Raw genomic sequence first — 24,452 nt, 5'->3', positions numbered from 1 at the left:
GGACTGAAAGCGGGGCTGACGTGGCCGACGCCGTGCTCATCCCGGAACCGCGCCCGGCCCGCTTCGCCCTACCGGGGCGGTTCTCCCCTCTGCTTCTGGCCGCGGGGCTGGTGGCTCTCATCGTCCTTCTGCCGCTCATCGCCCTCGGGGCGATCGCGGCGGAAGGCTCAGGGGACATGTGGCCCCACCTCATTGCCACGGTGCTGCCCAATGCGCTGATGGAGACGGGGCTGCTGCTGCTCGGCGTGGGCCTTTCGACGCTCGCCGTCGCGGTCCCCTGCGCCTGGCTGGTGGCCACTTGCGCCTTTCCCGGCCGCAGGGTGTTCGAATGGGCGCTGCTGCTGCCCCTCGCCGTGCCGGGCTATATCGTCGCCTTCTCCTATCTCGACGTGCTGCATCCGCTGGGCCCGGTGCAGGAGGCGTTGCGGGCCGTCCTCGGCATCGCCAGCCCGCGCGACCTGCGCCTGCCGGATGTGCGCTCCATCGGCGGCTGCATCCTGGTGCTGTCGGCGGTGCTCTACCCCTATGTCTACCTCTCGGCGCGGGCGAGCTTCGTGCTCCAGTCGGCGGCGGCGCTGGAAGTGGCCCGCACGCTGGGCGCAAGCCGCTGGCGCGCCTTCCTGAAGGTGGGCCTGCCGCTGGCACGGCCCGCCATCGTCGCGGGCCTCACCCTGGTGCTGCTGGAGACGCTGGGGGACATCGGCGCCTCCGAATTCCTCGGCGTCCGCACCCTCACCGTGTCCATCTACACCACCTGGGTGAACCGCTCGAACCTGCCCGGCGCGGCCCAGATCGCCCTGGTGATGCTCACCCTGGTGCTGGCCCTGATTTTGGTGGAACGGGCAGCGCGGCGGGCCAAGCGCTTCGTCGCCACCGGATCGGCCCGCCCACAGGCCCCGACCCGCCTCACCGGCCTTTCCGGCCTCGGCGCGGCGCTGTTCTGCGCGGTGCCGGTGACGCTGGGGTTCGTGGTGCCCTTCGTGCACCTCTCCGTCTCCGCCGTGCGGCGGATGGCGGAGACCGGCTTTCCCGAGCGCATCTTCGGCGAGGCGGCCACCACCGCGCTCATCGCCCTGGCCGCCACCACCCTCGCCTTGTCGCTGGGCCTCGTGGTGACGCTGGCCCAGCGACTCAGCCGCGCGCCACTGGCCTCGGGCTTCGCCCGCGTCGCGAGCCTCGGCTATGCGGTGCCCGGCACGGTGCTGGCAGTGGGGCTGCTGAGCCCGCTGGCCGGCTTCGACAATGCGCTGGACCACGCCCTGCGCCAGACCTTTGGCATCTCCACCGGACTGCTGATCTCCGGCTCCGGGGCGGCGCTGGTGCTGGCGCTGGCCATCCGCTTCCTCGCCATCCCCATCGGCGGCATCGAGGCGGGCTACGCCAAGCTCTCCCTGCACCTCGACATGGCGGCCCGCAGCCTCGGCTCGTCCAAGCCGCGCACGGTGCGGCGCATCCACCTGCCGCTGCTGCGCCCGGCGCTCGCCACCGCCGCGCTCCTCGTGTTCGTGGACGCCATGAAGGAGCTGCCGGCCACCCTGCTGCTGCGCCCCCTCGGGCTGGAGACGCTGGCCACCCACGTCTATGGCGAGGCCGCGCGCGGAACCTACGAGGACGGAGCGCTGGCCGCCCTCGTCATCCTCCTCGTGGGGCTGGGGCCGGTGATTCTCCTGGCGCGCATGTCCGCCTCCGCCTTGCGCTCCTCGGCCGGGCGGGCGCGCAGCAGCAGCCCGTCCTCGCCCGAGGGAGGCTCCCCGTCCGGAGCTGATTGACGCTTCGGCATGACCGGCAGCAGGGGCGGCGTGCATCGGCCGCGCTCACGCCGGCCGGAGCCATCAAAGCGACACAGAGGGCTCAGATGGTTCCGCCCCGTATCGAGGTCGGAGGCGCCGTATGCGGGCGACGCCCTTCGCCATCGGAGCCATCAAGATCTTCATGCTGCGCCTTGGAAAAAATGCCCGCCGTGCCGGCGTGGTGGTCGCGATCGTCGTCGGCGCCGTCACGGTTGCGCTGCTGGCGGTCACGGCTGCCCTGCCGCTGGTAGTGCCCGGCGCCGAGCTGCGTCGCATTGCCGTGCACGCGCTCGCCGGCTCCACCGGGCAGAAGGTGGTGATCCTCGGCGAACCGGCCCTGCGCCTCTTCCCCTCCCCGCGTGTGGTGCTGGGCAAGGTCTCCTTCCCCCTGCCTTCCGGCCAATCCCTCGACGCCGAGAACGTGGTGACGCGGCTCGACATCTGGCACCTCCTCGCCGGCCGGGTGGAGGTGGACGATGTGATCGTCGAGCACCCCACCCTGGTGCTCACCGGCGACGGGCTCACGCCGGCCCTCGCGGTTGCCCCCATATTTGCCGCCGCCCAATGGCCGGAGCTGCGAATCGTGGACGGCACCATCGCCTGGCGTTCCGAAGGCGGGCTGACGCGGGAACTGGTCAGCGGCCTCACCGCCAACCTCGACCGGGTGGTGGATGGACGCGGCATCTCCCTTGGGGCCGCCTTCGACTGGCGCGACGAGCGCGTCACCGTCAACCTGGTGCTGGATGATGCCGCCGGCTTTCTCAGCGGCACGCCATCGCCGGCGCGGGTGGTTCTGGCCGCCACCGGTGCCGAGGCGCGCTTCCAGGGCCGCGCGGCGCTCGGGACCGCGCCCGTCCTCACCGGCACCCTGTCGGCGGAAGCCGATGCCCTGCGCGACCTGCTCGACTGGGCCGGGATCGAACCGCCCACCCGTGGCGGCCTCGGGCCCTTCGCCCTGTCCGCCCACCTCGCGCTGGAGGATGGCGGGCTCTCGCTGACCGATGCGTCGCTGGACCTGGACGGCAACCGCGGCGACGGCGCCTTCCTCCTGAAGCTGGTCCAGGGCCGGCCGGTGCTGCAGGGCACGTTTGCCGCCGACAAGATCACGCTGACCCCCTATGGCGGTATCCACCTGACCACCGACGACGGTCGCAACTGGGACCGCCGCCCCATCGACCTTTCCCCGCTGGAGGGCTTCGACCTCGACCTGCGCCTGTCCGCCGGCCGCGTGGTAGCGGACGAGACCACCCTGAACACCGTGGCGGCCAGCGCCGTGCTCACCGGCGGCCGGCTGGTGATGGTGCTGGGCGAGGCCACCGGCTGGGGTGGGCTGCTCCGCGCATCCCTCAGCCTTGCGCCGGGTGCCCCGGATCCCGCCCTGCCCTATGGGCGCGCCACCGGCGCCGAGGTGCGGCTGGAGGCGGAAGCCACCGACGTGGACCTCGGGCGGACGCTGGAGGACATCGCCGGCATGCGCCGCATCGAGGGCACCGGCACGCTCCAGGTGGAAGTTTCGGGCGCCGGCGGCAATGTCGTGGAAATCGCCCGCACCCTCACCGGCAATGCCTCCATCTCCGCCGGCAACGGCTATCTGGCGGGGCTCGACGTGGCCCAGGTGCTCCAGCGCATCGAGCGCCGGCCGCTCTCCGCCACCAGCGACGCCCGTGGCGGGCGCACCGCCTTCACCGACCTGTCCGGCCGCATCGCCATCACGGACGGGGTGGGGACCGTGGAAGAGATGCAGCTTCAGGGCAAGCAAGTGCGCCTTGGCATGGAGGGCAGCATCTCCATCGCCGAGCGGTCCCTCGACCTTGCCGGCCACGCCTCGCTGGTTCTCCCATCCAGCAAGAGCACGACCAGCGGCGTGGACCTGCCCTTCAGCGTGCGCGGCCCATGGGACACCCCCATGGTGATGGCCGACCCCCTGAGCCTGATCGAGCGTTCGGGCGCGGCGCTGCCGCTGCTGGAAGCGGTGAAGGGACGCGCCGGCACCGCCGCCGCCGAGCCTGCCATGGAAGGTGCCCCCGGACGCAAGGCCGCGCCGCCGACGCCGCCCGCCAACTGAGGCGACGGCACCGTCACGGCGCCTCCCTCCAGCCCCTCTTCATGAACGTGATACGGGCTCCCGGCTCAACCTGAGCGGGCTTGTGCGTCTCCGCAGGCAGAGAAAGCCGCTTCAGCCCTTGAGGCTGGCTTCCATGGCCGCGCCAAGGCCCTTGAAGGACAAAGGCAGCACGATGGGATGGCGGGAGCCGTCCTCGAACACCAGGTCGCCGGCGCCGGAGCTGGCCTTCAGCGCCGCAAGCTGGTCCTTGCCCAGCTCGGTGGAGGCGACGCAGAACTGGCCGCAGCGCTTGAAGGTGAGCACCACGTCGGTGACGCCCGCAACCTTGAGGGCCACGTTCGTGGGCAGCCACACGCCGGGCGGGGTCAGGACGATAAGACGGACCGGGCCGCCTTTGTCCGCCCGCACGGCGATATGGGCGAGGATGCCCGAGCCGCCGGTGGGCTGAAGGGTCTGCACCGCCTCGCAGACGCGCTTCTCGGCCTCGCCCTGGCACCGCACCGTCCAGTCGTCGTGGACCGAGCGGGTCACGGTGGGCGGGGCATCGGTGGAGGGCGCAGCGGCGGTCTGGGCGGCGGCGGGCACGGCGAACGCGACGGCCGACACGACCAGCGCGGACATCCCGGACAGGCGGAAGGCGGGGAGCAGATCGGAAAGCGCCATCTGTTTCGTCCTTTGCGTCGCGTCCTCTCGCCGGCCTGTGGCGCGGGGCGTTGGGGGAGATATCCGACGCGGGGCGCAGGAGGCAACGGGAATCGTGCCTGCCCGAGGGTTATCCGGCCCCGGCATGCCCCCGGCGAACCGCCACCGCCGCCAGCACCCGCTCCGGCGTCGCCGGCGCATCGAGGCGGATGGGCCCTTCCCCGCCAAGGCTGGCGATGGCTTCACGGATAGCGAGCCAGGCCGAAATCGCCAGCATCAGGGGCGGCTCGCCCACCGCCTTGGAGCGCAGCACCGTCTCCTCCCGGTTGGGCCGATCCATGAGGTGGACGCGGAAATCGGGCGGCACGTCGCGGGAGCCGGGGATCTTATAGGTGGAGGGGCCGCGCGTGGCGAGGCGGCCCTCGGCAGTCCATTTCAGTTCCTCGCAGGTGAGCCAGCCGAGCCCCTGCACGAAGGCGCCCTCCACCTGTCCGAGATCGATGGCCGGGTTCAGGGAGCGCCCGCAATCCTGCACGATCTCGGCCCGCAGCACCCGCACCTCGCCGGTGAGCGTATCCACCGCCACCTCGGCCGCCGCCGCGCCATAGGTATAATAGTAGAAGGGCCGGCCCTGCGCGGTGGCGAGGTCGAAATGGATCTTCGGCGTCTTGTAGAAACCGGCGGCGGAGAGCTGTACCCGCTCCTGCCACGCCAGCTTGGCCGCCTCGCCGAAGGAGAGGCTCTGGTTGCCCGCGCTGACCCGCCCATCGGCGAATACCACTTCCTCGGCCGGCACACCGAAACGGGTGCCCACAACGCCGGCCATGCGGCCACGGATCTCCTTTGCCGCGATCAGCGCCGCCATGCCGTTGAGGTCGGAGCCGGAGGAGGCGGCGGTGGGCGAGGTGTTGGGCACCTTGGCGGTGCTGGTGGCCGAGACCCGCACATGGTCGAGCGGAATGCCGAACGCGTCCGCCACCACCTGCGCCACTTTCACGAACAGGCCCTGCCCCATCTCCGTGCCGCCGTGGTTCAGGTGCACCGAGCCGTCGGTATAGACGTGCACCAGCGCCCCGGCCTGGTTCAGGGTGGTGAGATTGAAGGACACGCCGAACTTGATGGGCATGGTGGCGAGGCCCTTGCGGATCACCGGGCTTGCCCCGTTGAAGGCCGCGATGTCACGCCGCCACGCGGCAAGGTCCGTCCTTCCGTCAAGCTCGGCCACCACTTCGGCGATGATGTTGTCCTCCACCTCCTGCCCGTAGGGGGTGATGTTGCGCGGCGCGTCGCCGTAGAAATTAGCCGCCCGCACCTCCTCGATGGGCAGGCCCAGATGGCGGGCGATGGCCTCCATCACCGCCTCGCTGGCGAGCATGCCCTGCGGCGCGCCGAAGCCGCGGAAGGCGGTGTTGGAGACGGTGTTGGTCTTCACCAGCAGGCCGCGATAGCGCGCCACCGGGATGAAATAGCAATTGTCCGCATGGCAGAGCGCGCGCGAGACAACCGCCGGGGAGAGGTCCGCCACGTTCCCGCAATCGGCGGCCAGCTCCAGGTCGAGGCCGGCGAGGCGGCCCTCGCCGTCGAAGCCCGCGTCCCAGCGGATGCGGAAGGGGTGGCGCTTGCCGGTGGCTTCCATGTCCACGTCGCGGGGCAGGCGCAGCTTCACCGGCCTGCGGGCGTGGTGGGCCAGCAGCGCGGCGATGGCGGCGATGATGGTGGCTTGGCTCTCCTTGCCGCCGAACGCCCCGCCCATGCGCCGCACCTCCACGGTGACGGCGGCGAACGGCAGGCCGAGCACATGGGCGACCCCATGCTGCGCCTCGGTGGGATGCTGGGTGGAGGAATAGACCTGCATGTCGCGGTCCTCCCCCGGCACGGCGATGGCGATCTGGCCTTCGAGATAGAAATGGTCCTGCCCGCCGCAGTGCACCTCCCCGGTGATGCGGTGGAGCGCGGCGGCGAGGGCGGCATCCACGTCGCCCCGGCCCACCAGTTGGTCGGGCGCGACGCGGGCGCCGGCGGCGAGGGCGTCGTCGAGGGCGAGGAGCGCGGGCAGCAGTTCGTATTCGATCTTCACCAGCGCGGCGGCGGCGCGGGCTTCATCCAGTGTCGGCGCGGCCACGGCCGCCACGGGATGGCCCACATATTCGACCACGCCCTGCGCCAGCATCGGCTCCCCCGAGCGGATGGGGGCGATGTCGTTGACGCCGGGCACATCGCCGGCCGCCACCGCCACCACGCCGGGCAAGGCACGGGCGGCGGAGAGATCCATGGAGACGATGCGCGCATGGGGATGCGGGCTCAACACCAGCGCGCCGTGGAGCAGGCCGGGGGGCTCGGGCATGTCGTCGAGATAGAGCGCGCGCCCGCTCACATGGGCGCCGGCGCTCTCGTGGCGGGCGGGGGCGTGGACCACGCGGCTCATAAAGTGTGGACCTCCAGCGCCAGATCCGGTCGCGTGGTGGCAAGATGCAGCCGCCGCACCAGATTGGTCGCCGCCGCCCGCCGATAGGTCGCGCTGGCGCGGTGATCGGAGAGCGGGGCGAAATCGGAGGCGAGCGCCGCCTCGATGCCCTCGGGCGCGGCCTCGGCCCACAGAGCGCCGGTGAGGGTGGCTTCCAGCGCCCGCGCCCGCTTCGCCCGCTCAGCCATGCCGCCGAAGGCCGTATGGAGCGACACCAGAGCGCCATCCGCGATCCGCACCCGGAAGGCGGCGAGCACGGTGGAGATGTCTTGGTCGTGGCGCTTCGAGAGCTTCCAGACGTAGAGCTGCTCGCCCGCCGCAAGGTATGGCAGGCGCAGCGCCGCGATCACCTCGCCTGGCCCGAGTGCCGTGGCGCGATAGCCGGTGAGAAAATCATCCACCTTCATCCAGCGGGATCCGGAGGGGCCGGCCAGTTCCACCTGCGCGTCGAGGGCAAGAAGCACCGGCAGCGTATCGCCCACCGGCGAGGCGGTGCCGAGGTTGCCGCCGAAAGTGCCCAGCGCCCGGATCTGCCGGGAGCCGATGCGCCGGATGAGCGCGCCAAAGGCCGGGAAGGCCGCCCCTACGGGAGCGAGCGCATCCGCATAAGTCACCGCCGCACCGAGGACGAGGGCGTCCTCTTCCCGCGCGATGCGCTTCAGCTCGGCCACGCGGCTGGTGGAAATGGCGAGGGGAAAGCCCCGCCGCTGCTTGGAGGGAATGAGGCCAAGATCGGTCGCCCCCGCGATCAGCACCGCCTCGGGATGGGTGGCGCGCAGGGCGACGAGATCGGCCAGATTGTCCGGGAACAGATGCAGTTCGCCCGCCGCTCCATGGGCGGTGCTCGATGGCGGCGCGACAACGGCCGGCTCGACGGGTTGCTGCTCGGACGGCGCGGCGCAGAGGGCGCGGGCGGCATCCACGATGGGGCGATAGCCGGTGCAGCGGCACAGGTTGCCCGCCAACGCCTCGTGGATGGCGGCATCGTCCGGCGCGCCGTCCTGCTGGAGCACGTAGAGCGACATGACGATGCCCGGCGTGCAGAAGCCGCACTGGGTGCCATCGCTCTCGGCAAGCATCTGCTGGACCGGATGGAGTGCATCGCCCTGAGACAGCCCCTCCACCGTCTTCACCAGCGCGCCGTCGAGCTGCGACAGCAGCATGAGGCAGGCATTGGCCGCCTGCCAGAGCACGCCCTCCCCCTCCGCCCGGCCGACGGCGATGGTGCAGGCGCCGCAATCGCCCTCCGCGCAGCCTTCCTTGGTGCCGGTGAGGTGGCGGCGGGTGCGCAGATAGTCGAGCACGGTCATGGAGGGGGCGGCGGCGGCCTCCCGCACGCTCTCGCCGTTCAGCAGGAAGGCTATGGCCACCCGATCAGCCTCCCGCGCCGGTGGAGGAGCGGAACGCCCAGGCCACCATGCGGCGCTCGAAGGCGGCGAAGATGGCGTACATGAGGATGCCCTCCACCGCGAGCGCCAACAGACCGGCAAACACCAGCGACATCTGGAAGTTGGAGCCCGCCTGCACCATGAGATGCCCCACCCCCGCATTGGCGCCGATGGTCTCCGACACCACCGCCCCGACAAAGGCGAGCGTGATGCCCACCTTAAGCGCCCCGAACAGATAGGGCCCGGTGCGCGGGATTCCCACCTTGCGCATGATGTCGAGCTTGGAGGCGCCCAGCGCCCGCAGCACGTCTTCCAGCTCCGGCTCGGTGGTGGCAAGGCCAGTGGCCACATTCACCACGATGGGGAAGAAGGAGATGAGGAAGGCGGTGAGGATGGCCGGGATCTCGCCGATGCCGAACCACATGATGAGAATGGGCACCACGGCCACCTTGGGCACCGAGTTGAACCCGATCATCACCGGATAAAGCCCGCGATAGATGGTGCGCGACCAGCCCACCACCATGCCCAAAGCGATGCCGAACACCACCGCGATGGCAAAGCCGGCCATGGTGGTCCAAAGGGTGACGAAGGAATTCTTCAGCAGCGGCCACCAGTATTTTCCCATGGCGGCGAAGATGTCCGTCGGCGCGGGCAGGATGAAGGTGTCGATCCTGAACAGGCGGCAGGCCGCCTCCCAGATCACGAACAGGCCCACGGTGAAGGCGACGGGGGCGAGGTCTTCTGCGGAGAATTTCATGTCGCCTCACATCGCTCCTTCATGTCTGGCGGCCGGGTGTCGGCTCACGCGCGTGGCGCACCCGCGACGCGGGCAAACAGGTCAGCCGCCGGGACCGGCGGGGAAATGCCGAAGACATCGTCCAGCAATCGCGCCAGTTGGTCCGCATTCTCGATGGGGTGCTCTTCCAGCCGCTCGCCGTCGCGACCCTCGATGATGTAACGGTCCGCGATGATCTTGTGGCGCCGATCGTCCGACAGGCGCTCAAGGATCAGGATGTGGACGAACGGGACGTTGGGGCTCGTCGACGTATACCAATTGCCGAGCTCGTAGTCGGCATGGATCTGCGGCACCAGATCGAACACGTACATGGTGCGCCAGCCCGCCGGCTGGCGTGCCGCCAGATAAAACAGGCCATCGGCCGCGCTCAGGCGGAACGTGCCCAGTGCCGTGGGCTGCTCCACATCGGTCACGAAGCGCAAGGGCTCGTCGATGAGACAGGCGCCGAAGCCCACGTCCACGAGGCGCGTCACGCCCTCCACCGCCACACTGAGGAGCATGTGCTCGCGAGGGCTGAGCGGACTATCCGGCTGCGACATCCAGCGCACCCGCCCCGTCAGTCCGGTTACGGCAAAGCCGATCTGCTCCAGCACGGACTTGAACAGCACACTGTGCTCGAAGCAGTAGCCGCCGCGCCGGCTGGTGACCAGCTTGGCCTCGATCACCGGAAGGTCGAGCTTCACCGGGCACCCGACCAGCGGGTCGAGCCCCTCGAACGGGATGGCGCGCACGTGCAGTGCCTGAAGCTCGGTGAGCGTGGAGAGGTTCGGACGCGGCGTGCCAGTGTAGCCGATGCGGCTGAAATAGGCGGAGAGGGAAAGATCGCTCATGGGGCCTCCGTGCATCCGGACGGACGGGAGGGGCCGTCGCAGGGGTCGCGCGCCGGGGCCAGCGTCCCTGCCGGCGCCATTGCGGCCGGAGCGGGCCCATGAAACGACGGCCGGCATCGATGGGCAACAGGCCACCCCGAGGCCTCGGGGGCCGTATTGTTGAGACGAGCAAGATGCGCCACCGTCACGCCGCCTGCCGCGCTTCGGCAATCTTGCCGCGCAGCTCGTGCACCAGTTCGGTGAAGTCAGGCGTGTAGCAGACATCCAGCTCCCGCGGGCGCGGGAAATCCACCGCCCGCGTCTCCACGATGCGGCCGGGCCGCGCGCTCATCACATGGATGGTGTCGGCGAGGAAGCCGGCCTCACGCAGGTCGTGGGTCACCAGGATCACCGTGAAGCCGAGCTTCTGCCAGAGGTCGCGCAGCACGCACCACAATTCCTCGCGGGTGAAGGCGTCCAGCGCTGCGAACGGCTCGTCCAGCATCAACAGCGCCGGCTCGTGGATGAGGGCGCGGCACAGGGAGGCGCGCTGCTGCATGCCGCCGGACATCTCCCACGGAAAGCGATCCGCGAAGGCGCCGAGGCCCACCACGTTGAGCAGCGCCATGGCCTTGTCCTGGAACACGGCCTTGTCGCGGGAGAAGCGCTGGCGGTAGGGCGGCACGATCTCCAGCGGCAGCATCACATTGGCGAGCACGGTGCGCCACGGCAGCAAGTTGGCATTCTGGAACGCCATGCCGGCGAGCTTCACCGGGCCAGTGACGGGCTTGCCCTCCACCGCCACGGTACCGGAGGTGGGGCGGATGAGCCCCGTCACCAGCTTCATGAGCGTGGACTTGCCGCAGCCGGACGGCCCCACCACAGCGGCGAACTCGCCCCGCCGCACATGGAGCGAGGTGCCGGCCAGCGCCGTCACCGGACCGGTGCGGCCGGGATAGGTGAGGGTCACGTTGTCGAGGGCGATCACGCGACGTGCCTTTCGGATCTGAAGCGGCCTGTGCAGCCGCCATCGTCAACTTGCGCGGGGCAGGATCTCGTCGAGCGGCGGGATGACGCTGATGCCCGGCAATGCGGCAACCCGCTCCACCCAGGCGAGCACCGCCGGCCACTGCGTGAGGTCGAAATCCGCCTCCTCGGCGCGATGGGTGTAGGCGAACAAGGCGAGGTCGGCGATGGTCGGCCCCTCCCCCGCCAGCCATGGCTGGCCCGCGAGATGCTGCTCCATGACATCCAGCGCGGCGGCACCGCGGATGGCACAATCGGCCAGCCGCGCCTCGTGGAGATGCGCCTGCCGCAGCCACGATTTCAGATAGCGCGCCACAGCGATATGGGGCTCGTGGCTGTACTGCTCGAAGAACAGCCACTCGTGCACGCGGGTGCGCCGAAGGCCGGGCGGCGGCAGCCACGGCGTGCCTTCGGCGAAGTGCAGCAGGATGGCGTTGCTTTCCCGCAGCGCCGTCCCGTCATCCAGCACGACGACGGGGACCTTGCCGATGGGATTGAGGGCGAGAAAGTCCGGCGAGCGGGTGCCGGCGGCGCCGCTCGAAGTCTCCACCCACTCGAAGGCATGGCCGGTAAGGCTGAGAATCTGCGCCGCCTTCCAGCAATTGCCCGACCCGTTCATGCCATAGATGCGCATCGCCGATCCCGATCACCCCAAGTCTACAGTTTGAGGTCTACAGCTTGAAGCTACAGCTTCCGCTCGGCCGCCGGCGGAAGGTATTCGCCGGTGAAGATGTCCGCCGCCGTGGGCTTGGCCTTGAAGTCGTAGGTGACGGCCACCTGCTCGATGGACTTGGCGAGCCGCGCCGGGTCCACGTCGCCCACGCCGTTGGCCTTCACCCAGGCGGTGACGATGTTGTCGCGCAGGGCCATTTCCAGGCGCGCCAGCTCGATGGCCTCGTCCGCCGTTTCGTTGCGCTTCATCACCGAGGCGATGGCGGCCTTGGGATCGCGGGCGGTCTCGATGATGCCCTTGATGGTGGCTTTCACGAAGCCCTTCACCACCTCGGGATGGGCCTTGGCATAGTCCGGGTTCACCATGATGGCGTTGCCGTAGAGCACGAGGCCATACTTGGACATGAGCAGCACCACGATGTCCTCGGCCGGCACGCCCTTCTGCCGCAGGTTGAAGAAGGAGGAGAAGGAGAAGCCGGTGATGGCGTCTACCTGTCCCGCCGCCAGCATGGGCTCGCGCACCGGGAAGCCCACGTTCTCGATCTTCACCTTGTCGGCGTCGATGCCGTTCTCCTTCACGAAGGCCTTCCACTAGGCGAAGGCGCCGTCGGGCGCGGGGGCGCCGAGGGTCTTGCCTTCGAGGTCCTTCGGCTTGGCGATGCCGGTCTTCTTCAGGGTGACGATGGAGAAGGGTGGCTCGTCATAGACCATGAGCACGGCCTTCACGGCCTTGTCGGGATTCTGGTCGCGGAACTTCATCAGCGAGTTGATGTCGAAGAAGCCGATGGGATAGGTGCCCGCCGCCACCCGCGCGATGCCGGCCACCGAGCCCGGCCCCGAGTCGATGGTGACGTTCAGGCCCTCGGCCTTGTAGTACCCCTTGTCCAGCGCCACGAAATAGGGCGCGGACGGCCCCTCGAACTTCCAGTCGAGGGCGAATTTCACGTCGGTCTCGGCCACGGCCGGCGCCACCGCGAGAAGGGTGAGCGCGGCGGCCAGAAGAGTACGCAACGGCGTCATGCAAGGCTCCTCCCGGGGATACCGGTCCTGTGGCGTTGTCCGCGCCCGATCCGCCGGCGCGGCGCGACCTGTGTCGTCGGCCTGCCGCGGGAACAGCAACCCGCGTGCCAAGGCTTCGCGCTCCACACCGACCGGCTCGCGTTCCGGAAGGCTGGCTCCGCGCCTCGCCGGGCGCAGGGCAAATCTGCCCATGCATTGGGCATCCTGTCGCCGTCCTGCGCAATGATCCTGCGCATTGCGGCGCGCTGGACAAGTGGCTCCACCTCCGCCATCCCGAATACTGCGGGCATCCGGATCAAGCGGCTGGGGAGGCAATGACCATGCGGGCAAGGCGCGTGCTGATGGCGTGGGAGCAGGGCGCCGGCTTCGGCCATACGACGCAGCTTGCGCGCCTCGGGCGCCGGCTCATGGCCGAAGGGGTCGAGGTGGTGGCGGCGGTCCGCTATCTGCAGCTGTCGGCGCCGCTGGCGGAAGCCGGCATCCGGGTGATCCAGTCACCGATCTGGCCGCCGCCGCCGCTGCGCCCCGAGGACGCCAAGCCCGCCTCGGCCACCCTCTCCGACAGCCTCGGACGCGCCGGCCTGCGCGATCCCGCCAGCGTGCGGACGGTGCTGAAGGGCTGGCGCGCCATTCTCGATGCGGAGCAGCCGGACCTCATGGTGTGCGACTACGCGCCCCTCGCCGCCCCCGCCGCGCAGGGGCGCTGCGCCATCATGCAGGCCGGCACCGCCTATTGCCTGCCGCCGGCGGACCTCGAGCAGATGCCGGTGCTCCACGAGATCGCACCGCCGGTCCATGCCGACGCCGACCTGCTGGTAAGCGTCAACAGCGCGCTTGCGGACGAAGGCATGGTGCCGCTTGCGCGCATCGGCGCCCTGTTTGCGGGGGACGACGTGTTCGTACGCACCTTCCCGCTCATCGACCCCTATGCAGACCTGCGGGAGCGGCAGGCGGAGGGGCCCATTCTCGGCGCGCCGTTCACGCAGATGCGGCCCGGCGCGCGCGGCATCTTCGCCTATCTCCACGTCCAGGTGGCCAGCCGCCCGGATGTCATGGAAGCCCTGCGCGCCCTGGGGCCGGACCTGGAAATCCATATTCCCGGCGCCACCCCAGGCTTGACGGAGCCCCTGCGCACCGCCGGCGTCCATGTCCACGCCAAACCGGCGCAGATGGCGCAGGTGCTGTCGCGCAGCCGCCTGGTGCTGCACCAGGGCAGCGCCGGCATCGCCACGGAGGCGCTGCTTGCCGGCGTGCCGCAGGTGACGCTCAGCGTTCACGGCGAGCATTACCTCAACGGCGAGTGCCTCGCCGCTGCCGGCCTCAGCCACAACGTGCCGCTGTTCGATCCGCGGGTGCGGGTGGCGGTGGAGACCATCCGTGCCATGCACGCGGACGAGGATGCCCTCCTCATGGCCGAGGCGGCGGGGCGCATGCACCGGGCGATGCTGGCCGAGGATCCCCTCGACGTGCTTACCCGGCGCTGCCTCGCGCTGCTCTGACAGGCTCGCCCGGCTTGTTCATCCGAAGGCGGGGAACGGCCGGCGCGAAGAACGCCGGCGCGTGCCGGTCGTTCAGAAGCCGCCGCCGGGCCGACGGCCGAAGCCACCACCCAACCCACCCGGATTGCCCTGCGGCAGGGTCTGGACCAACGGCCCCGCCGCGAAATAGCCGCCCGGACCACCACCGCCACAATTGTAGCTGTAGGGCGGGCACGGCGCCTGCGGCACGAGGGGAATCAGCACGTTCGCCTGGTTCTGCTGCGCCGCCTGCTGGGCGATGAGGTCTGCCTCACCCTTCAGGTCGGTGTTCACATAGCGGCAGGAGGCGGCGGCAAGGTCCATGGTGGTCTGGCCCTGCACCGGGATGGAGCAGGGATGGCTGGAGCCGCGGTCGAGGCCGGTCACGTCCGGGGTCGGCTCGGGCCGACCGCCGTTCTGCCCGGTGCGGCTGCGGGTCTGGGCGATGATGGCGTCGATCTGGCCCTGCGGCACGCGGGTCGGCCCGGTGATGCCGGCGCGGTTGACCGTGACCATGAAGCCGGGCCGGCGCACCACCACCGTCTCACCCGAGGGGCCGACGATGGTCAGCGTGCCGAACTGAAGGATGGCCTGGGTCTCGCCGTCGCGATGGAGGATGGCCGCGACACCGCCACGGATGCCTATGGTGGCCACCGGGGTCTTGACCTCCGCCCCGTCCGAATGGCTGGCATTGCCGCCCACGAAGCGCACCGCGCCCTTGGTGAGGGAAATGGCCATGGACCCCTTCTTGGCGTTGGGATCGTAGACGAACTCGTCGATCAGGAGGTTGGAATTGGGGCCGATGTTCAGGGTGGTCTTGTCCACGAACAGGACCTGGACGCTGCCCGAGGCGCTGGTCTCGATGCGCTCGCGATGGACGATGTTGGAGCCGAGCTCCAGCGTGCGCGTGCCCGAGCCGGTGGAGCGCGGATTGACGGCGGCAGCGGTGCCCACCGACGGGCTCTGGGCCAGGGCCGGGCCGGTGGCGGCGATGAGGGCGAGGGAGGCGACGGAGGCCAGAAGCCGCGCAGGGGTGCTGATGGGCATGTGCGGCGCTCCTCAGAACCGGACGTTCGGGCCGACGGTGACGCTGAGATTGTCGAACGCGTAGTTCGGCAGCGTCGACTGCGACCAGCTGTACTGGACCTGCGTCAGCAGGCCCCACTGCTCGTGGACCGGCACATCGAGGGCAAGGCCCACGCGATACTGGTCGTTCACCTGGGTGATGAAGCTGTTGATGAACGGATTGGGCGCATCATAGCTGTAGCGCGAATAGCCAACGCTCGGGATCGCCACCCACCGCCGCACGCCCCACAGGCCCTGGAATTCCACCGGCACGGCGAGGTCGAAGGCGAAATTGTCGTAGGAATACCAGGGCAGGTCGCCGCTGGCATTGTTGTAGGCAAGGCGCGCGCGCCAGCCGGAGGTGTCGGTGAGCCGGCCGGAGAGGTTGGCGCCGAGCGTCCACATGTCGCCGCTCTGCAGGCTCGCCGTGGGATAGTCCCGCGAGTTCTGGTACTCGCGCTGGCGCACCTCGGCGAACGGCTCGATGGCGAAATACATGCTGAACGGCGCGTAGAGCGACACGCCCGCGCCATAGGTGCCCAGATAGCTGTCGCCGCCCAGCGCGATGCCGCCGGCGATCACATAGGCCCGGACCGAGGAGCCGGGCAACTGGTCCGGCAGCAGGGCGAAGCGCGGGCCGGTGTTGAATTCGGCATAGCCGAGATTGAGGTTCTCCAGCTGGAATTGCTGGGAATAATAAAGGTTGGCGTTGCTTTCCCAGACATCGCCGCGCTGGTTGCCGAAGTCATAGACGTGGCGGACCGTGGCGAGGGCGAAGACGTTGCCGTCCGCCTGCTTGGTGGCGCCGGGCGGCAAGAGCGCGGTGAGATCCTGCCCGAGCACCAGGCGGCTCGACGGGCCGTAATTGGCGTTGGACTGGTAGCGCACGCCCACCTGGGCATAGACGGTGATCTGGTTGGGATCGAGCCGCCGGGAAATCTCCACCAGATAGGCGGCGATATTATCGCGCTCGGCGGTGGTGAGCGCCGGGGCCTCGGCGATGGGCTCGAAGTAGGAGCGGGCGGATTCGTAGGCGCCAAGCCGGTAGTAAAGGCGCGCCAGCTCCAGCTTCACCCGCACCAGATTGGGATTGTAGAACAGGATGCGCTCGTAGACGCCGATGGCGGCCTCGTAGTCGCCCACCTCGATGGCGCGCCGCGCCAGCCGGAAGGCGAGTTCCACGTCCGACGGGCGCTTCAGCGACTGCTGGAAGAGGGTGTTGAATTCGGGATCGGCATTGGCGACCGCAGTCTGCTGCGCAAGGGCGGGCGCCACACCGACGCCCGGCAAGCCGCTCAGCGCCATGGCACCGACGGTCAGGGCGCCCACCGCAAGGGCCCTCATCGCGCGCTTCAGACCCATCGCCGGGGCGACCGATCGCTTTCTGATTTCCGCATGTGTCCGCAATACCAGCATGCCTGATCTCTCCGGCGTTTGCTGGCAAGGCCCCGCCCCTTGCCCTTAAGTGCTCCTTAACACTTCACCTCCGGAAAAGGGATTCCGGAGCGGCAGGAAACATCCGACATACTGAACATTTCCTCACAGGAAGAGCATTTTTGCCACAGGCACGCATGCCGTGCGCCACCTTGCTACCGCTTCATCTCCGCACAGGCCGAATTGCCCGGACCCCGCGGCGCCTCCTGAGGGCCGCGGGGTCCGGAGGCGGCGCTCAGCGCACCACGCAGCCGCGGGGGTAGCCCGGACGGGTGCAATAGATCACCCGGCGTGGGGCAACCACGACGGCGCCGGCCGCCGGTGCCGGGTGCACCACCACGGCGCCGGTGGGACGCACGACGCAGCCCTTCGGGTAGCCGACAGCCCGGCAATAGACCACCGCCTGGCTGGCGCCCGCGCTCGCCATAAGCCCTGCGCCCGCCACCGCCCCCAGAAGAGCGAGCCGGACCGCATGTGTCCTGAATGTCGTCATTGAACCCTCCCCATCGCCGCCCGGCTTGAAGCCACCGGAGATCGGCACATTTTTGCCAAGACCGCTTTCCCAAAACCGCTTTCCCAAGACCGCGAGGCAGGTCGTCACCGCTCTCCCGCACCCGTGACACCACCCGATCGCGCGTCTCACCGGCATTGGGCATCGCTCCCACGGAAAAGCAATGAGCGACCGCTGGTCCCTTCCGAAAGCACCCGCCAAAGCCACACCGAACGCGCCAGCCTCGCACATCATCATTGCATGAACGCAATGAAATCGAACTTTTTATCTGACGTTTGTTGCTTAAATTAGCTCCAACGCCGGACGCCACCGGCCAGGAGATCGCCACCATGACCAGCAAGGGCATCCACCACGTCACCGCCATCGCCGGCTCTGCCCGGCGCAACCTCGACTTCTACACTGCCACCCTCGGGCTCCGGCTGGTGAAGAAGACCGTCAATTTCGACGATCCCGGCACCTATCATTTCTACTTCGGCGATGATGCCGGCCGCCCCGGCTCCATCCTCACTTTCTTCCCGTGGGAGCATGCGGACGAGGGCCGCGCCGGCGTCGGCGAGACCCAGGAGACGGCGTTCCGCATTCCCGAGGCCTCCATCGGCTACTGGACCGGCCGGCTGATCGCCCGAGGCCTCGCCCCGGAGCTGCCGGAGAAGCGCTTCGGCGCCTCGGTGATCGGCTTCAAGGATCCGGACGGCATGCGCCTCGCCCTCGTGGGGGTGCCCGGCATCGACGCGGAGCCCGCCAAAACCTTCGGCGAGGTGCCGGCGGAGCATGCCATTCGCGGCCTGCATTCGGTCACCCTGCTGCTCAAGGAAGCCGGCCCCACCGCCGCCATCCTCACCGACGTGTTCGGCTTCACCGAGACCGGCCGCGAGGGCACCCGCATCCGCTTCACCGCGGCCGGGGCGGAGGAGGGGCGGATCGGCACCATCGTCGACATCCGCGAGGCCGGCGGCTTCCTCTCGGGCCGGCAGGGGCGCGGCAGCGTGCACCACATCGCCTTCCGCGCCGCCGATGATGCCACCCAGGCCGAGATGGCGGAGCGTCTCACCGCTCATCACGGCGCGCGCGTCACCGGCCAGCGGGACCGCACCTACTTCCGCTCGGTCTATTTCCGCGAGCCGGGCGGCGTGCTGTTCGAGATCGCCACCGACGATCCCGGCTTCGCGGTGGACGAGGCCCCCGAAAGCCTCGGCGAAGCCCTGAAGCTGCCGGCCCAGTACGAGGCCCATCGCGCCGAGATCGAGGCGACGCTGCCCGCCGTCGCCTGATCCTGCCCTACTCGGCCGCCCCGCGCGGCCGGGTGCCCGCCCCTTCATGAACGGCGGCTGCGGTGCCGATCAAATCGGACCAGCCGCGAGGATCTTCCCATGGCTTCGACCCTTACCCGGGACGCGCCCGCCCTCGCCTTCACCCATCGCTTCGAGCCCGCCACGGATGCGGCGGCAGCGCCGCTGCTGCTGCTCCACGGCACCGGCGGCGACGAAACCGACCTGTTGCCCCTCGGCCGCATGATCGCCCCGGGCGCGGCCCTGCTGTCGCCGCGCGGGCAGGTGAGCGAGGGCGGCATGCCGCGCTTCTTCCGCCGCCTCGCCGAAGGCGTGTTCGACGAAGCCGACGTGGTGCGTCGCGCCCATGATCTTGCGGACTTCATCGGCGCCGCCAGCGCCGCCTATGGCCTTGCCGCACCGGTGGCGGTGGGGTTCTCCAACGGCGCCAACATCGCCGCCGCCGTGATGCTGCTTCGGCCAGAGGCCCTCGCCGGCGCGGTGTTGCTGCGCGCCATGGTGCCGCTCTCCGACCCGCCGGCCGGGGACCTGCCCGCAACGCCGGTGCTGATGCTCTCCGGCGCCATGGACCCCATCGTGCCCGCCGAGAATGCCGCCCGGCTCGCAGCTCTACTTTCGGCGCGCGGCGCGCAGGTGGAGCACCGGACCCTGCCGGCAAGTCACGGCCTCACCTCCGCAGACCTGACCGCCGCCCGGGACTTCATCGCCCGGATCGGCCGTTAGAGCGTTTTCGAGCGAAGGGGATACCGGTTCGCGTGAAGACAACGCGTCAACGTGGGATTCTGGAGCGGTTGCCGTGAACGCCTGCGAACGGCAACCGCTCCTGGCCTGATGGCCCTCAGCGCATTGCCGGAGCGGCCGCCGGCTGCTTGGCATTAGCCCCCTTGGTCGGGGTCGCCTTGGCCTGTGACGGGCCCTGCGGCGCGGCGGCGGGCACCGCCATGGCCGCCACGATGGCTGGCGCCAGCAGGTCGGCAAGGCAGGCATAGCCCTTGTCGTTCGAATGGAAGTGGTCCCAGGCCAGCGTCGCGCGTAGGCCCGCCGGGTCCTGTGCCGCCCATTGCTTCATCATCAGATAGCGCGGCAGCAGCGTCGCTCCCCGCTCGGAAGCGGCCGCGCCCACGGCGGCGACAAAGCTTTCGTAGCGGTCCAGGTTGAGGATGGCCGGATAATATTGCTGGTCGATCACCAGCACCGCCGCGCCAGCCGCCGCAATGGCGTCGAGCCCCTCACCCACCAGCTGCTTCAGCCGCACCGGATCGCCGCCGAAGATGACATCGTTGGTGCCCACCTGCCACAGCACCAGGTCCGGCACCGGCGGCGTCTTCAGGAAAGCCTCCAGCCGGCGCAGGGTGGCGGGGGCGCTCTCGCCGTTGACGCCCGCATTGGTGATCTCGACGCTCCCCTCCCCCAGCGCCGCCTCCAGCCTCAGGGCCAGCTGGCTCGGGTAGTTCGTGGCCGTGCGTGATGCCCCCGCCCCGGCGGTGGTGGACGAGCCGATGGCAAGGATACGCAGCGGCCGCCCCTCGGCACGCACCTTGGCGGCCTGCGCCAGCGCCAGGGGCGGCGCCGGGCGCACGTCCGAGGGGCAGGCAATGGCAGGAACGGAGATGAAGGGGGCACTGAGCATCAGCAGGCCGAGCAGGCCGGCGCCGCAGCGGCGCACCACGCCGAACCGGGAGAGACGGAATGAAGGGCTGGGAGGGGTCATGGATCGGAGGTCATGGGGATGGAGGCCTGCACAGTGCGTCGCCTCACCGACGGAACGCAAGGCCCGGCCGCCACTCCGGGATGCCGGCGATAGACCGAGCGAGCCGAACCGGCGCAAAAGCGGGCAGCCGAGCCATGATTTGAGCAGGATAGGGGATGACTCTTCGAATGGATGGCGGGAGTGACGGGGCTCGAACCCGCGACCTCCGGCGTGACAGGCCGGCGCTCTAACCAACTGAGCTACACCCCCCCGAACCGGCGCCGGACGAACCGTGCCGCCGAAGAGAGCGGCGTGGTACGGCAGCCCTCAGCCCAAGTCAAGCAACACCCGTACTTTTTGCGGGGCACTTGTCCACAGGCTCTCTGAAAATCCAGTCCCGGCAAAGCTTTCCGCCGTGCCCGCGACCCACGCGCGCGGCCCGCCCGAAGAGCTACGAACCGGCGCGCATACGAATCTCCCGATGCCCCTCGGCACACCGGTGGCGCACGCGGGCTGATGTCCGCGCATCGACACGGCGAACATGGCCGGAACGGAATAAACGGGGAAAGCGGTGGGCCTGGTGGGCGGTGACGGGCTCGAACCGCCGACCCTCTCGGTGTAAACGAGATGCTCTACCAACTGAGCTAACCGCCCAGGCCGGGACCATGCAGGCGCTATAGTCCCATGCTCCGCGGGCGGCAAGAGCCGCAGCGGTGAGCGGCCCGGCAGGCGGCAGTCGCAGCGGGATCGGGGCTGTGGAAACAAGAGCAGCGCAGCACGGCGCTGCCGCCATCGCGTGATCTGCCGACGGGCACAGGTCGGTCAGCCTGCGACGCGTGTAAGCGGCACAGCCGCTCCAGAACGCCTCCGGCCTGGTGCGATCGATCGCCGGCCGCGGGACACATCTGTCTGGAAGAGGGACGGCGGCCTGGCCGCCATCAGGAAGGCTTCCCCGCACCCTGCCCCGCCGGGCGGCGCCTGAGGCGGCCGCCAACTCTGCTCAGGAACGCGCGGCTCGGGGACGCTCCGCCCGCAGAAACGCGGGCCGGGAGCGTCCGGGAAGCCTTTGGAGGGGTCACCGCGTCAGGAGACCCTGGGGCCGATCAGCCGTTGACGGCTTCCTTCAGGCCCTTACCGGGAGTGAACTTCGGAGCCTTGGAAGCCTTGATCTTCACGGGCTTGCCGGTGCGGGGATTGCGGCCTTCGCGCGCGGCGCGCGTCACCACGGAGAAGCTGCCGAAACCGATCAGCTTGACTTCCTCGCCTTCCTGCAGCGCCTTGGCGATGATGTCGAAGGTGGCGTCCACAGCCGCAGCCGCGGCCGTCTTCGTCAGCTTCGCCTCTTCGGCCACCGCGGCGATCAGTTCGTTCTTGGTGGTCATCTGACCTTTCCTTCCGTTGTCAGAACGCGAATCGTGCAGGCTCAAGCCCTCACGAACGGCGCGAGCATCACGGAAAATAAGGCTTTTGCAAGCGTGATCGGCGCCAAACCCGCACCAATGCACGATTTCCCACTGTGCGCCTGCGAACAAACGGGGGAAAACGGGCCGCTCCGGCGGCGTGAGACCAATCTCTAAGCCTTTGAAAAGATTGAGGGCGTGCGCCGCGCTCCCGGTTTGACGGGGAGACGAGGCAACACGCCCTCTCTTTTCGCTGGAAAACGCTTCAATCCGGCCGGTTTGCGGGCAATCCGGCCGGATCCCTCATCAGTGGGCGACCACGCCGGGGGTCTCCTCGCCCGGCACCGGGGCATTCACCGGGCGCTCTTCCCAGGTGATGGGCACCAGCGGACGAACGAGGGCATGGGCGAGAACCTCGTCCATGCGGGAGCACGGAATGATCTCCATCGCGTTCTTCACGTTGGCCGGGATATCCGCCAGGTCTTTGGCGTTCTCCTCGGGAATCAGCACCGTCTTGATGCCGCCGCGCAACGCCGCAAGCAGCTTCTCCTTGAGGCCGCCGATGGGCAGGACCCGGCCACGCAGGGTGATCTCACCCGTCATGGCCAGATCGCGGCGCACCGGAATGCCGGTCATCACCGAGACGATGGCCGTGGCCATGCCGACGCCGGCGGACGGACCGTCCTTCGGGGTAGCGCCTTCCGGCACGTGGACGTGGATGTCGCGCCGCTCGAACAGGGGCGGCTCGATGCCGAAATCAACCGCCCGCGACCGCACGTAGGACGCCGCCGCCGAGATCGATTCCTTCATCACGTCGCGCAGGTTGCCGGTGACCGTCATCTTGCCCTTGCCGGGCATCATGAGGCCCTCGATGGTCAGGAGCTCGCCGCCCACCTCGGTCCAAGCGAGGCCGGTCACGACGCCCACCTGGTCCTCGGTCTCCACCTCGCCGTACCGGTAGCGCGGCACGCCGAGGAAGTCCTCGAGGTTCTTGGCGGTGACCTTCACCGACTTCTTCTTCGACAGCACCAGCTCCTTCACCGCCTTGCGGGCCAGCGTGGAGATCTCGCGCTCGAGGTTACGCACACCGGCTTCCCGCGTGTAGCGGCGGACCAGCTGGAGCAGCGCGGCATCGTCGATGGCGAACTCCTTCGGCGTCAGGCCGTGCTTGCCGAGCGAGTTGGGCAGAAGGTGCTTGCGCGCGATCTCTACCTTCTCGTCCTCGGTGTAGCCGGCGATGCGGATCACCTCCATGCGGTCCAGAAGGGCCGGCGGGATGTTCAGCGTGTTCGCCGTGGTCACGAACATGACGTTCGAGAGGTCGTAATCCACCTCCAGATAGTGGTCGGCGAAGGTGTGGTTCTGCTCCGGGTCCAGCACCTCGAGCAGGGCCGAGGACGGATCGCCGCGGAAATCGGCGCCCATCTTGTCGATCTCGTCCAGGAGGAAGAGCGGGTTCGACTTCTTGGCCTTGCGCATGGACTGGATGATCTTGCCGGGCATGGACCCGATATAGGTCCGCCGGTGACCGCGGATCTCCGCCTCGTCCCGCACGCCACCCAGCGCCACGCGCACGAACTCACGGCCCGTCGCCTTGGCGATGGACTTGCCGAGCGAGGTCTTGCCCACGCCGGGGGGGCCGACGAGGCACAGGATGGGCCCGGTGAGCTTATTGGCGCGGCTCTGCACGGCCAGATACTCGACGATACGCTCCTTGACCTTGTCGAGGCCGAAGTGATCCGCGTCGAGGATCTGCTGGGCGAAGGGCAGGTCCTTCTTGACCTTGCTCTTCACGCCCCACGGGATCGACAGCAGCCAATCCAGGTAGTTGCGCACCACGGTGGCTTCCGCCGACATGGGCGACATCTGGCGCAGCTTCTTCAGCTCGTGGGTGGCCTTTTCGCGGGCTTCCTTGGTGAGCTTGGTGCGCTTGATGCGGTCTTCCAGCTCCTGCAGGTCGTCCTTGCCGTCCTCGTCGCCGAGTTCCTTCTGGATCGCCTTCATCTGCTCGTTGAGGTAGTACTCGCGCTGGGTCTTCTCCATCTGCCGCTTGACGCGGGTGCGGATGCGCTTTTCCACCTGCAGGACGGAGATTTCGCTCTCCATCAGGCCGAGCACCTTCTCCAGGCGGTCGGCGACCTTGAGCATCTCCAGGACGCCCTGCTTCTCCGGAATCTTCACGGCGAGGTGCGAGGCGACGGTGTCGGCGAGCTTGGAGTGGTCGTCGATCTGGCTGACGACGCCCACCACCTCGGGCGACACCTTCTTGTTGAGCTTCACATAATTCTCGAACTCGGTGACCACCGAGCGCGCGAGCGCCTCGGCCTCCACCTGGTCGCCGGTCTCGTCGTCGAGGGTGATGGCCTCGGCCTCATAGAGATCGGTGCGCTCGGTGTAGCGGGTCACCTGGGCGCGGCTGACGCCCTCCACCAGCACCTTCACGGTGCCGTCGGGCAGCTTCAGCAGCTGCAGGACGGTCGCGAGCGTGCCCACGGAGAAGATGGCCTCGGCGGCGGGATCGTCGTCCGAGGCGTTCTCCTGGGTGGCGAGGAGGATGTAGGTATCACCGCGCATGACCTCTTCGAGGGCGCGGATGGACTTCTCGCGCCCCACGAAGAGGGGAACAATCATATGTGGAAAAACCACGATGTCCCGAAGAGGCAGGACCGGGTAGGTCTGGGACACCCCGGCAACGAGCGGCGGGCGCGGCTTCTGGCTCGTCATGACGCAATCCTTTCAAGAAGTACACGCGCTGGAAAAACGCACAACTGGGCGTTGCCGCGCGTGCACGCGGCCGGAGACGGGCGTGGATTTTCAATGCTGAAGCGGCGTGAGCCGCAGGAGGCACGAGGTCCGACCCCCGAGACCGGAACT

The 24,452-nt window shown here is 69.1% G+C and carries 18 protein-coding genes, 2 tRNA genes and 1 pseudogene; 5 read left to right on the top strand and 16 right to left on the bottom strand.

From position 1 onward, the window contains the following. Positions 1-20: 20 nt before the first annotated feature. Complete coding sequence (locus FZ033_RS16505; RefSeq protein WP_149577191.1) at positions 21-1,769, top strand: ABC transporter permease; 1,749 nt, start codon at positions 21-23, stop codon at positions 1,767-1,769. A 121-nt stretch (positions 1,770-1,890) separates the two neighbouring features. Continuing rightward, positions 1,891-3,855, top strand: a complete 1,965-nt coding sequence (locus FZ033_RS16500; protein ID WP_149577190.1) for an AsmA family protein — start codon at positions 1,891-1,893, stop codon at positions 3,853-3,855. Positions 3,856-3,966: 111 nt separating this feature from the next. On the opposite strand, the gene FZ033_RS16495 is transcribed toward FZ033_RS16500, so the two are convergent. The 8 genes and pseudogenes from FZ033_RS16495 to FZ033_RS16460 all read right to left on the bottom strand — a co-directional run bounded on the left by FZ033_RS16495 (position 3,967) and on the right by FZ033_RS16460 (position 12,672). Next, positions 3,967-4,518, bottom strand: coding sequence for an invasion associated locus B family protein (locus FZ033_RS16495; protein ID WP_188079538.1), 552 nt, complete (start codon positions 4,516-4,518; stop codon positions 3,967-3,969). Between the two features lie 109 nt (positions 4,519-4,627). Beyond that, positions 4,628-6,922, bottom strand: a complete 2,295-nt coding sequence (gene xdhB / locus FZ033_RS16490; protein ID WP_149577188.1) for a xanthine dehydrogenase molybdopterin binding subunit — start codon at positions 6,920-6,922, stop codon at positions 4,628-4,630. Continuing rightward, on the bottom strand, positions 6,919-8,331 hold the full coding sequence (gene xdhA, locus FZ033_RS16485; protein WP_149577187.1) for a xanthine dehydrogenase small subunit: 1,413 nt from the start codon (positions 8,329-8,331) through the stop codon (positions 6,919-6,921). Before xdhA ends, xdhB begins: the two co-directional genes overlap by 4 nt. Positions 8,332-8,335: 4 nt before the next feature. Continuing rightward, positions 8,336-9,106: an ABC transporter permease gene (locus FZ033_RS16480; RefSeq protein ID WP_149577186.1), complete on the bottom strand. Its 771-nt coding sequence runs from the start codon at positions 9,104-9,106 to the stop codon at positions 8,336-8,338. A 44-nt stretch (positions 9,107-9,150) separates the two neighbouring features. After that, positions 9,151-9,975: an arylamine N-acetyltransferase family protein gene (locus FZ033_RS16475; RefSeq protein WP_149577185.1), complete on the bottom strand. Its 825-nt coding sequence runs from the start codon at positions 9,973-9,975 to the stop codon at positions 9,151-9,153. A 184-nt stretch (positions 9,976-10,159) separates the two neighbouring features. Then, positions 10,160-10,942 (bottom strand): ABC transporter ATP-binding protein, encoded by a 783-nt coding sequence (locus tag FZ033_RS16470; protein WP_149577184.1) that lies wholly within the window; start codon positions 10,940-10,942, stop codon positions 10,160-10,162. Between the two features lie 45 nt (positions 10,943-10,987). Then, the gene (locus tag FZ033_RS16465) at positions 10,988-11,614 is read right to left on the bottom strand and encodes a glutathione S-transferase family protein (RefSeq protein WP_149577183.1); all 627 of its coding nucleotides are present in this window, start codon (positions 11,612-11,614) and stop codon (positions 10,988-10,990) included. 50 nt (positions 11,615-11,664) lie between these two features. Then, a pseudogene (locus tag FZ033_RS16460) lies at positions 11,665-12,672 on the bottom strand (ABC transporter substrate-binding protein). 320 nt (positions 12,673-12,992) lie between these two features. Here FZ033_RS16460 and FZ033_RS16455 point away from each other — a divergent pair. Further along, the gene (locus tag FZ033_RS16455; protein ID WP_149577182.1) at positions 12,993-14,171 is read left to right on the top strand and encodes a glycosyltransferase; all 1,179 of its coding nucleotides are present in this window, start codon (positions 12,993-12,995) and stop codon (positions 14,169-14,171) included. A gap of 72 nt (positions 14,172-14,243) precedes the next feature. Here FZ033_RS16455 and FZ033_RS16450 read toward each other — a convergent pair whose 3' ends face one another. The 3 genes from FZ033_RS16450 to FZ033_RS16440 form a co-directional block, all read right to left on the bottom strand. Then, entirely contained in the window at positions 14,244-15,236 is a 993-nt protein-coding gene (locus FZ033_RS16450) for a FecR family protein (protein ID WP_149577181.1), read from the bottom strand. A gap of 12 nt (positions 15,237-15,248) precedes the next feature. Further along, on the bottom strand, positions 15,249-16,598 hold the full coding sequence (locus FZ033_RS16445; RefSeq protein ID WP_188079537.1) for a tetratricopeptide repeat protein: 1,350 nt from the start codon (positions 16,596-16,598) through the stop codon (positions 15,249-15,251). A gap of 325 nt (positions 16,599-16,923) precedes the next feature. After that, positions 16,924-17,181, bottom strand: coding sequence for a hypothetical protein (locus tag FZ033_RS16440; RefSeq protein ID WP_232847524.1), 258 nt, complete (start codon positions 17,179-17,181; stop codon positions 16,924-16,926). Positions 17,182-17,528: 347 nt separating this feature from the next. Between FZ033_RS16440 and FZ033_RS16435 the strand changes: the two genes are divergently transcribed. Further along, positions 17,529-18,470 (top strand): ring-cleaving dioxygenase, encoded by a 942-nt coding sequence (locus FZ033_RS16435; protein ID WP_149577179.1) that lies wholly within the window; start codon positions 17,529-17,531, stop codon positions 18,468-18,470. Between the two features lie 99 nt (positions 18,471-18,569). Next, complete coding sequence (locus FZ033_RS16430) at positions 18,570-19,211, top strand: alpha/beta hydrolase (protein WP_149577178.1); 642 nt, start codon at positions 18,570-18,572, stop codon at positions 19,209-19,211. A 115-nt stretch (positions 19,212-19,326) separates the two neighbouring features. Here the strand turns inward: FZ033_RS16430 and FZ033_RS16425 are convergent, their stop codons facing one another. The 5 genes from FZ033_RS16425 to lon form a co-directional block, all read right to left on the bottom strand. Next, positions 19,327-20,199: an SGNH/GDSL hydrolase family protein gene (locus FZ033_RS16425; RefSeq protein WP_149577177.1), complete on the bottom strand. Its 873-nt coding sequence runs from the start codon at positions 20,197-20,199 to the stop codon at positions 19,327-19,329. A gap of 172 nt (positions 20,200-20,371) precedes the next feature. Then, positions 20,372-20,448, bottom strand: a tRNA-Asp gene (locus tag FZ033_RS16420). A 308-nt stretch (positions 20,449-20,756) separates the two neighbouring features. Next, positions 20,757-20,832 (bottom strand) — tRNA-Val (locus FZ033_RS16415). Positions 20,833-21,281: 449 nt separating this feature from the next. Beyond that, positions 21,282-21,560: an HU family DNA-binding protein gene (locus FZ033_RS16410; RefSeq protein WP_012115568.1), complete on the bottom strand. Its 279-nt coding sequence runs from the start codon at positions 21,558-21,560 to the stop codon at positions 21,282-21,284. 324 nt (positions 21,561-21,884) lie between these two features. Next, the gene (lon, locus tag FZ033_RS16405; RefSeq protein ID WP_149577176.1) at positions 21,885-24,302 is read right to left on the bottom strand and encodes an endopeptidase La; all 2,418 of its coding nucleotides are present in this window, start codon (positions 24,300-24,302) and stop codon (positions 21,885-21,887) included. Positions 24,303-24,452 lie beyond the last annotated feature (150 nt).

Origin of the sequence: Xanthobacter oligotrophicus (assembly GCF_008364685.1) — a bacterium.
In the GTDB taxonomy this organism is placed as follows: Bacteria; Pseudomonadota; Alphaproteobacteria; order Rhizobiales; family Xanthobacteraceae; genus Xanthobacter; species Xanthobacter oligotrophicus.
Note: the sequence above shows the minus strand (reverse complement) of the source record. Positions and strands in the feature narration are given on the sequence as shown.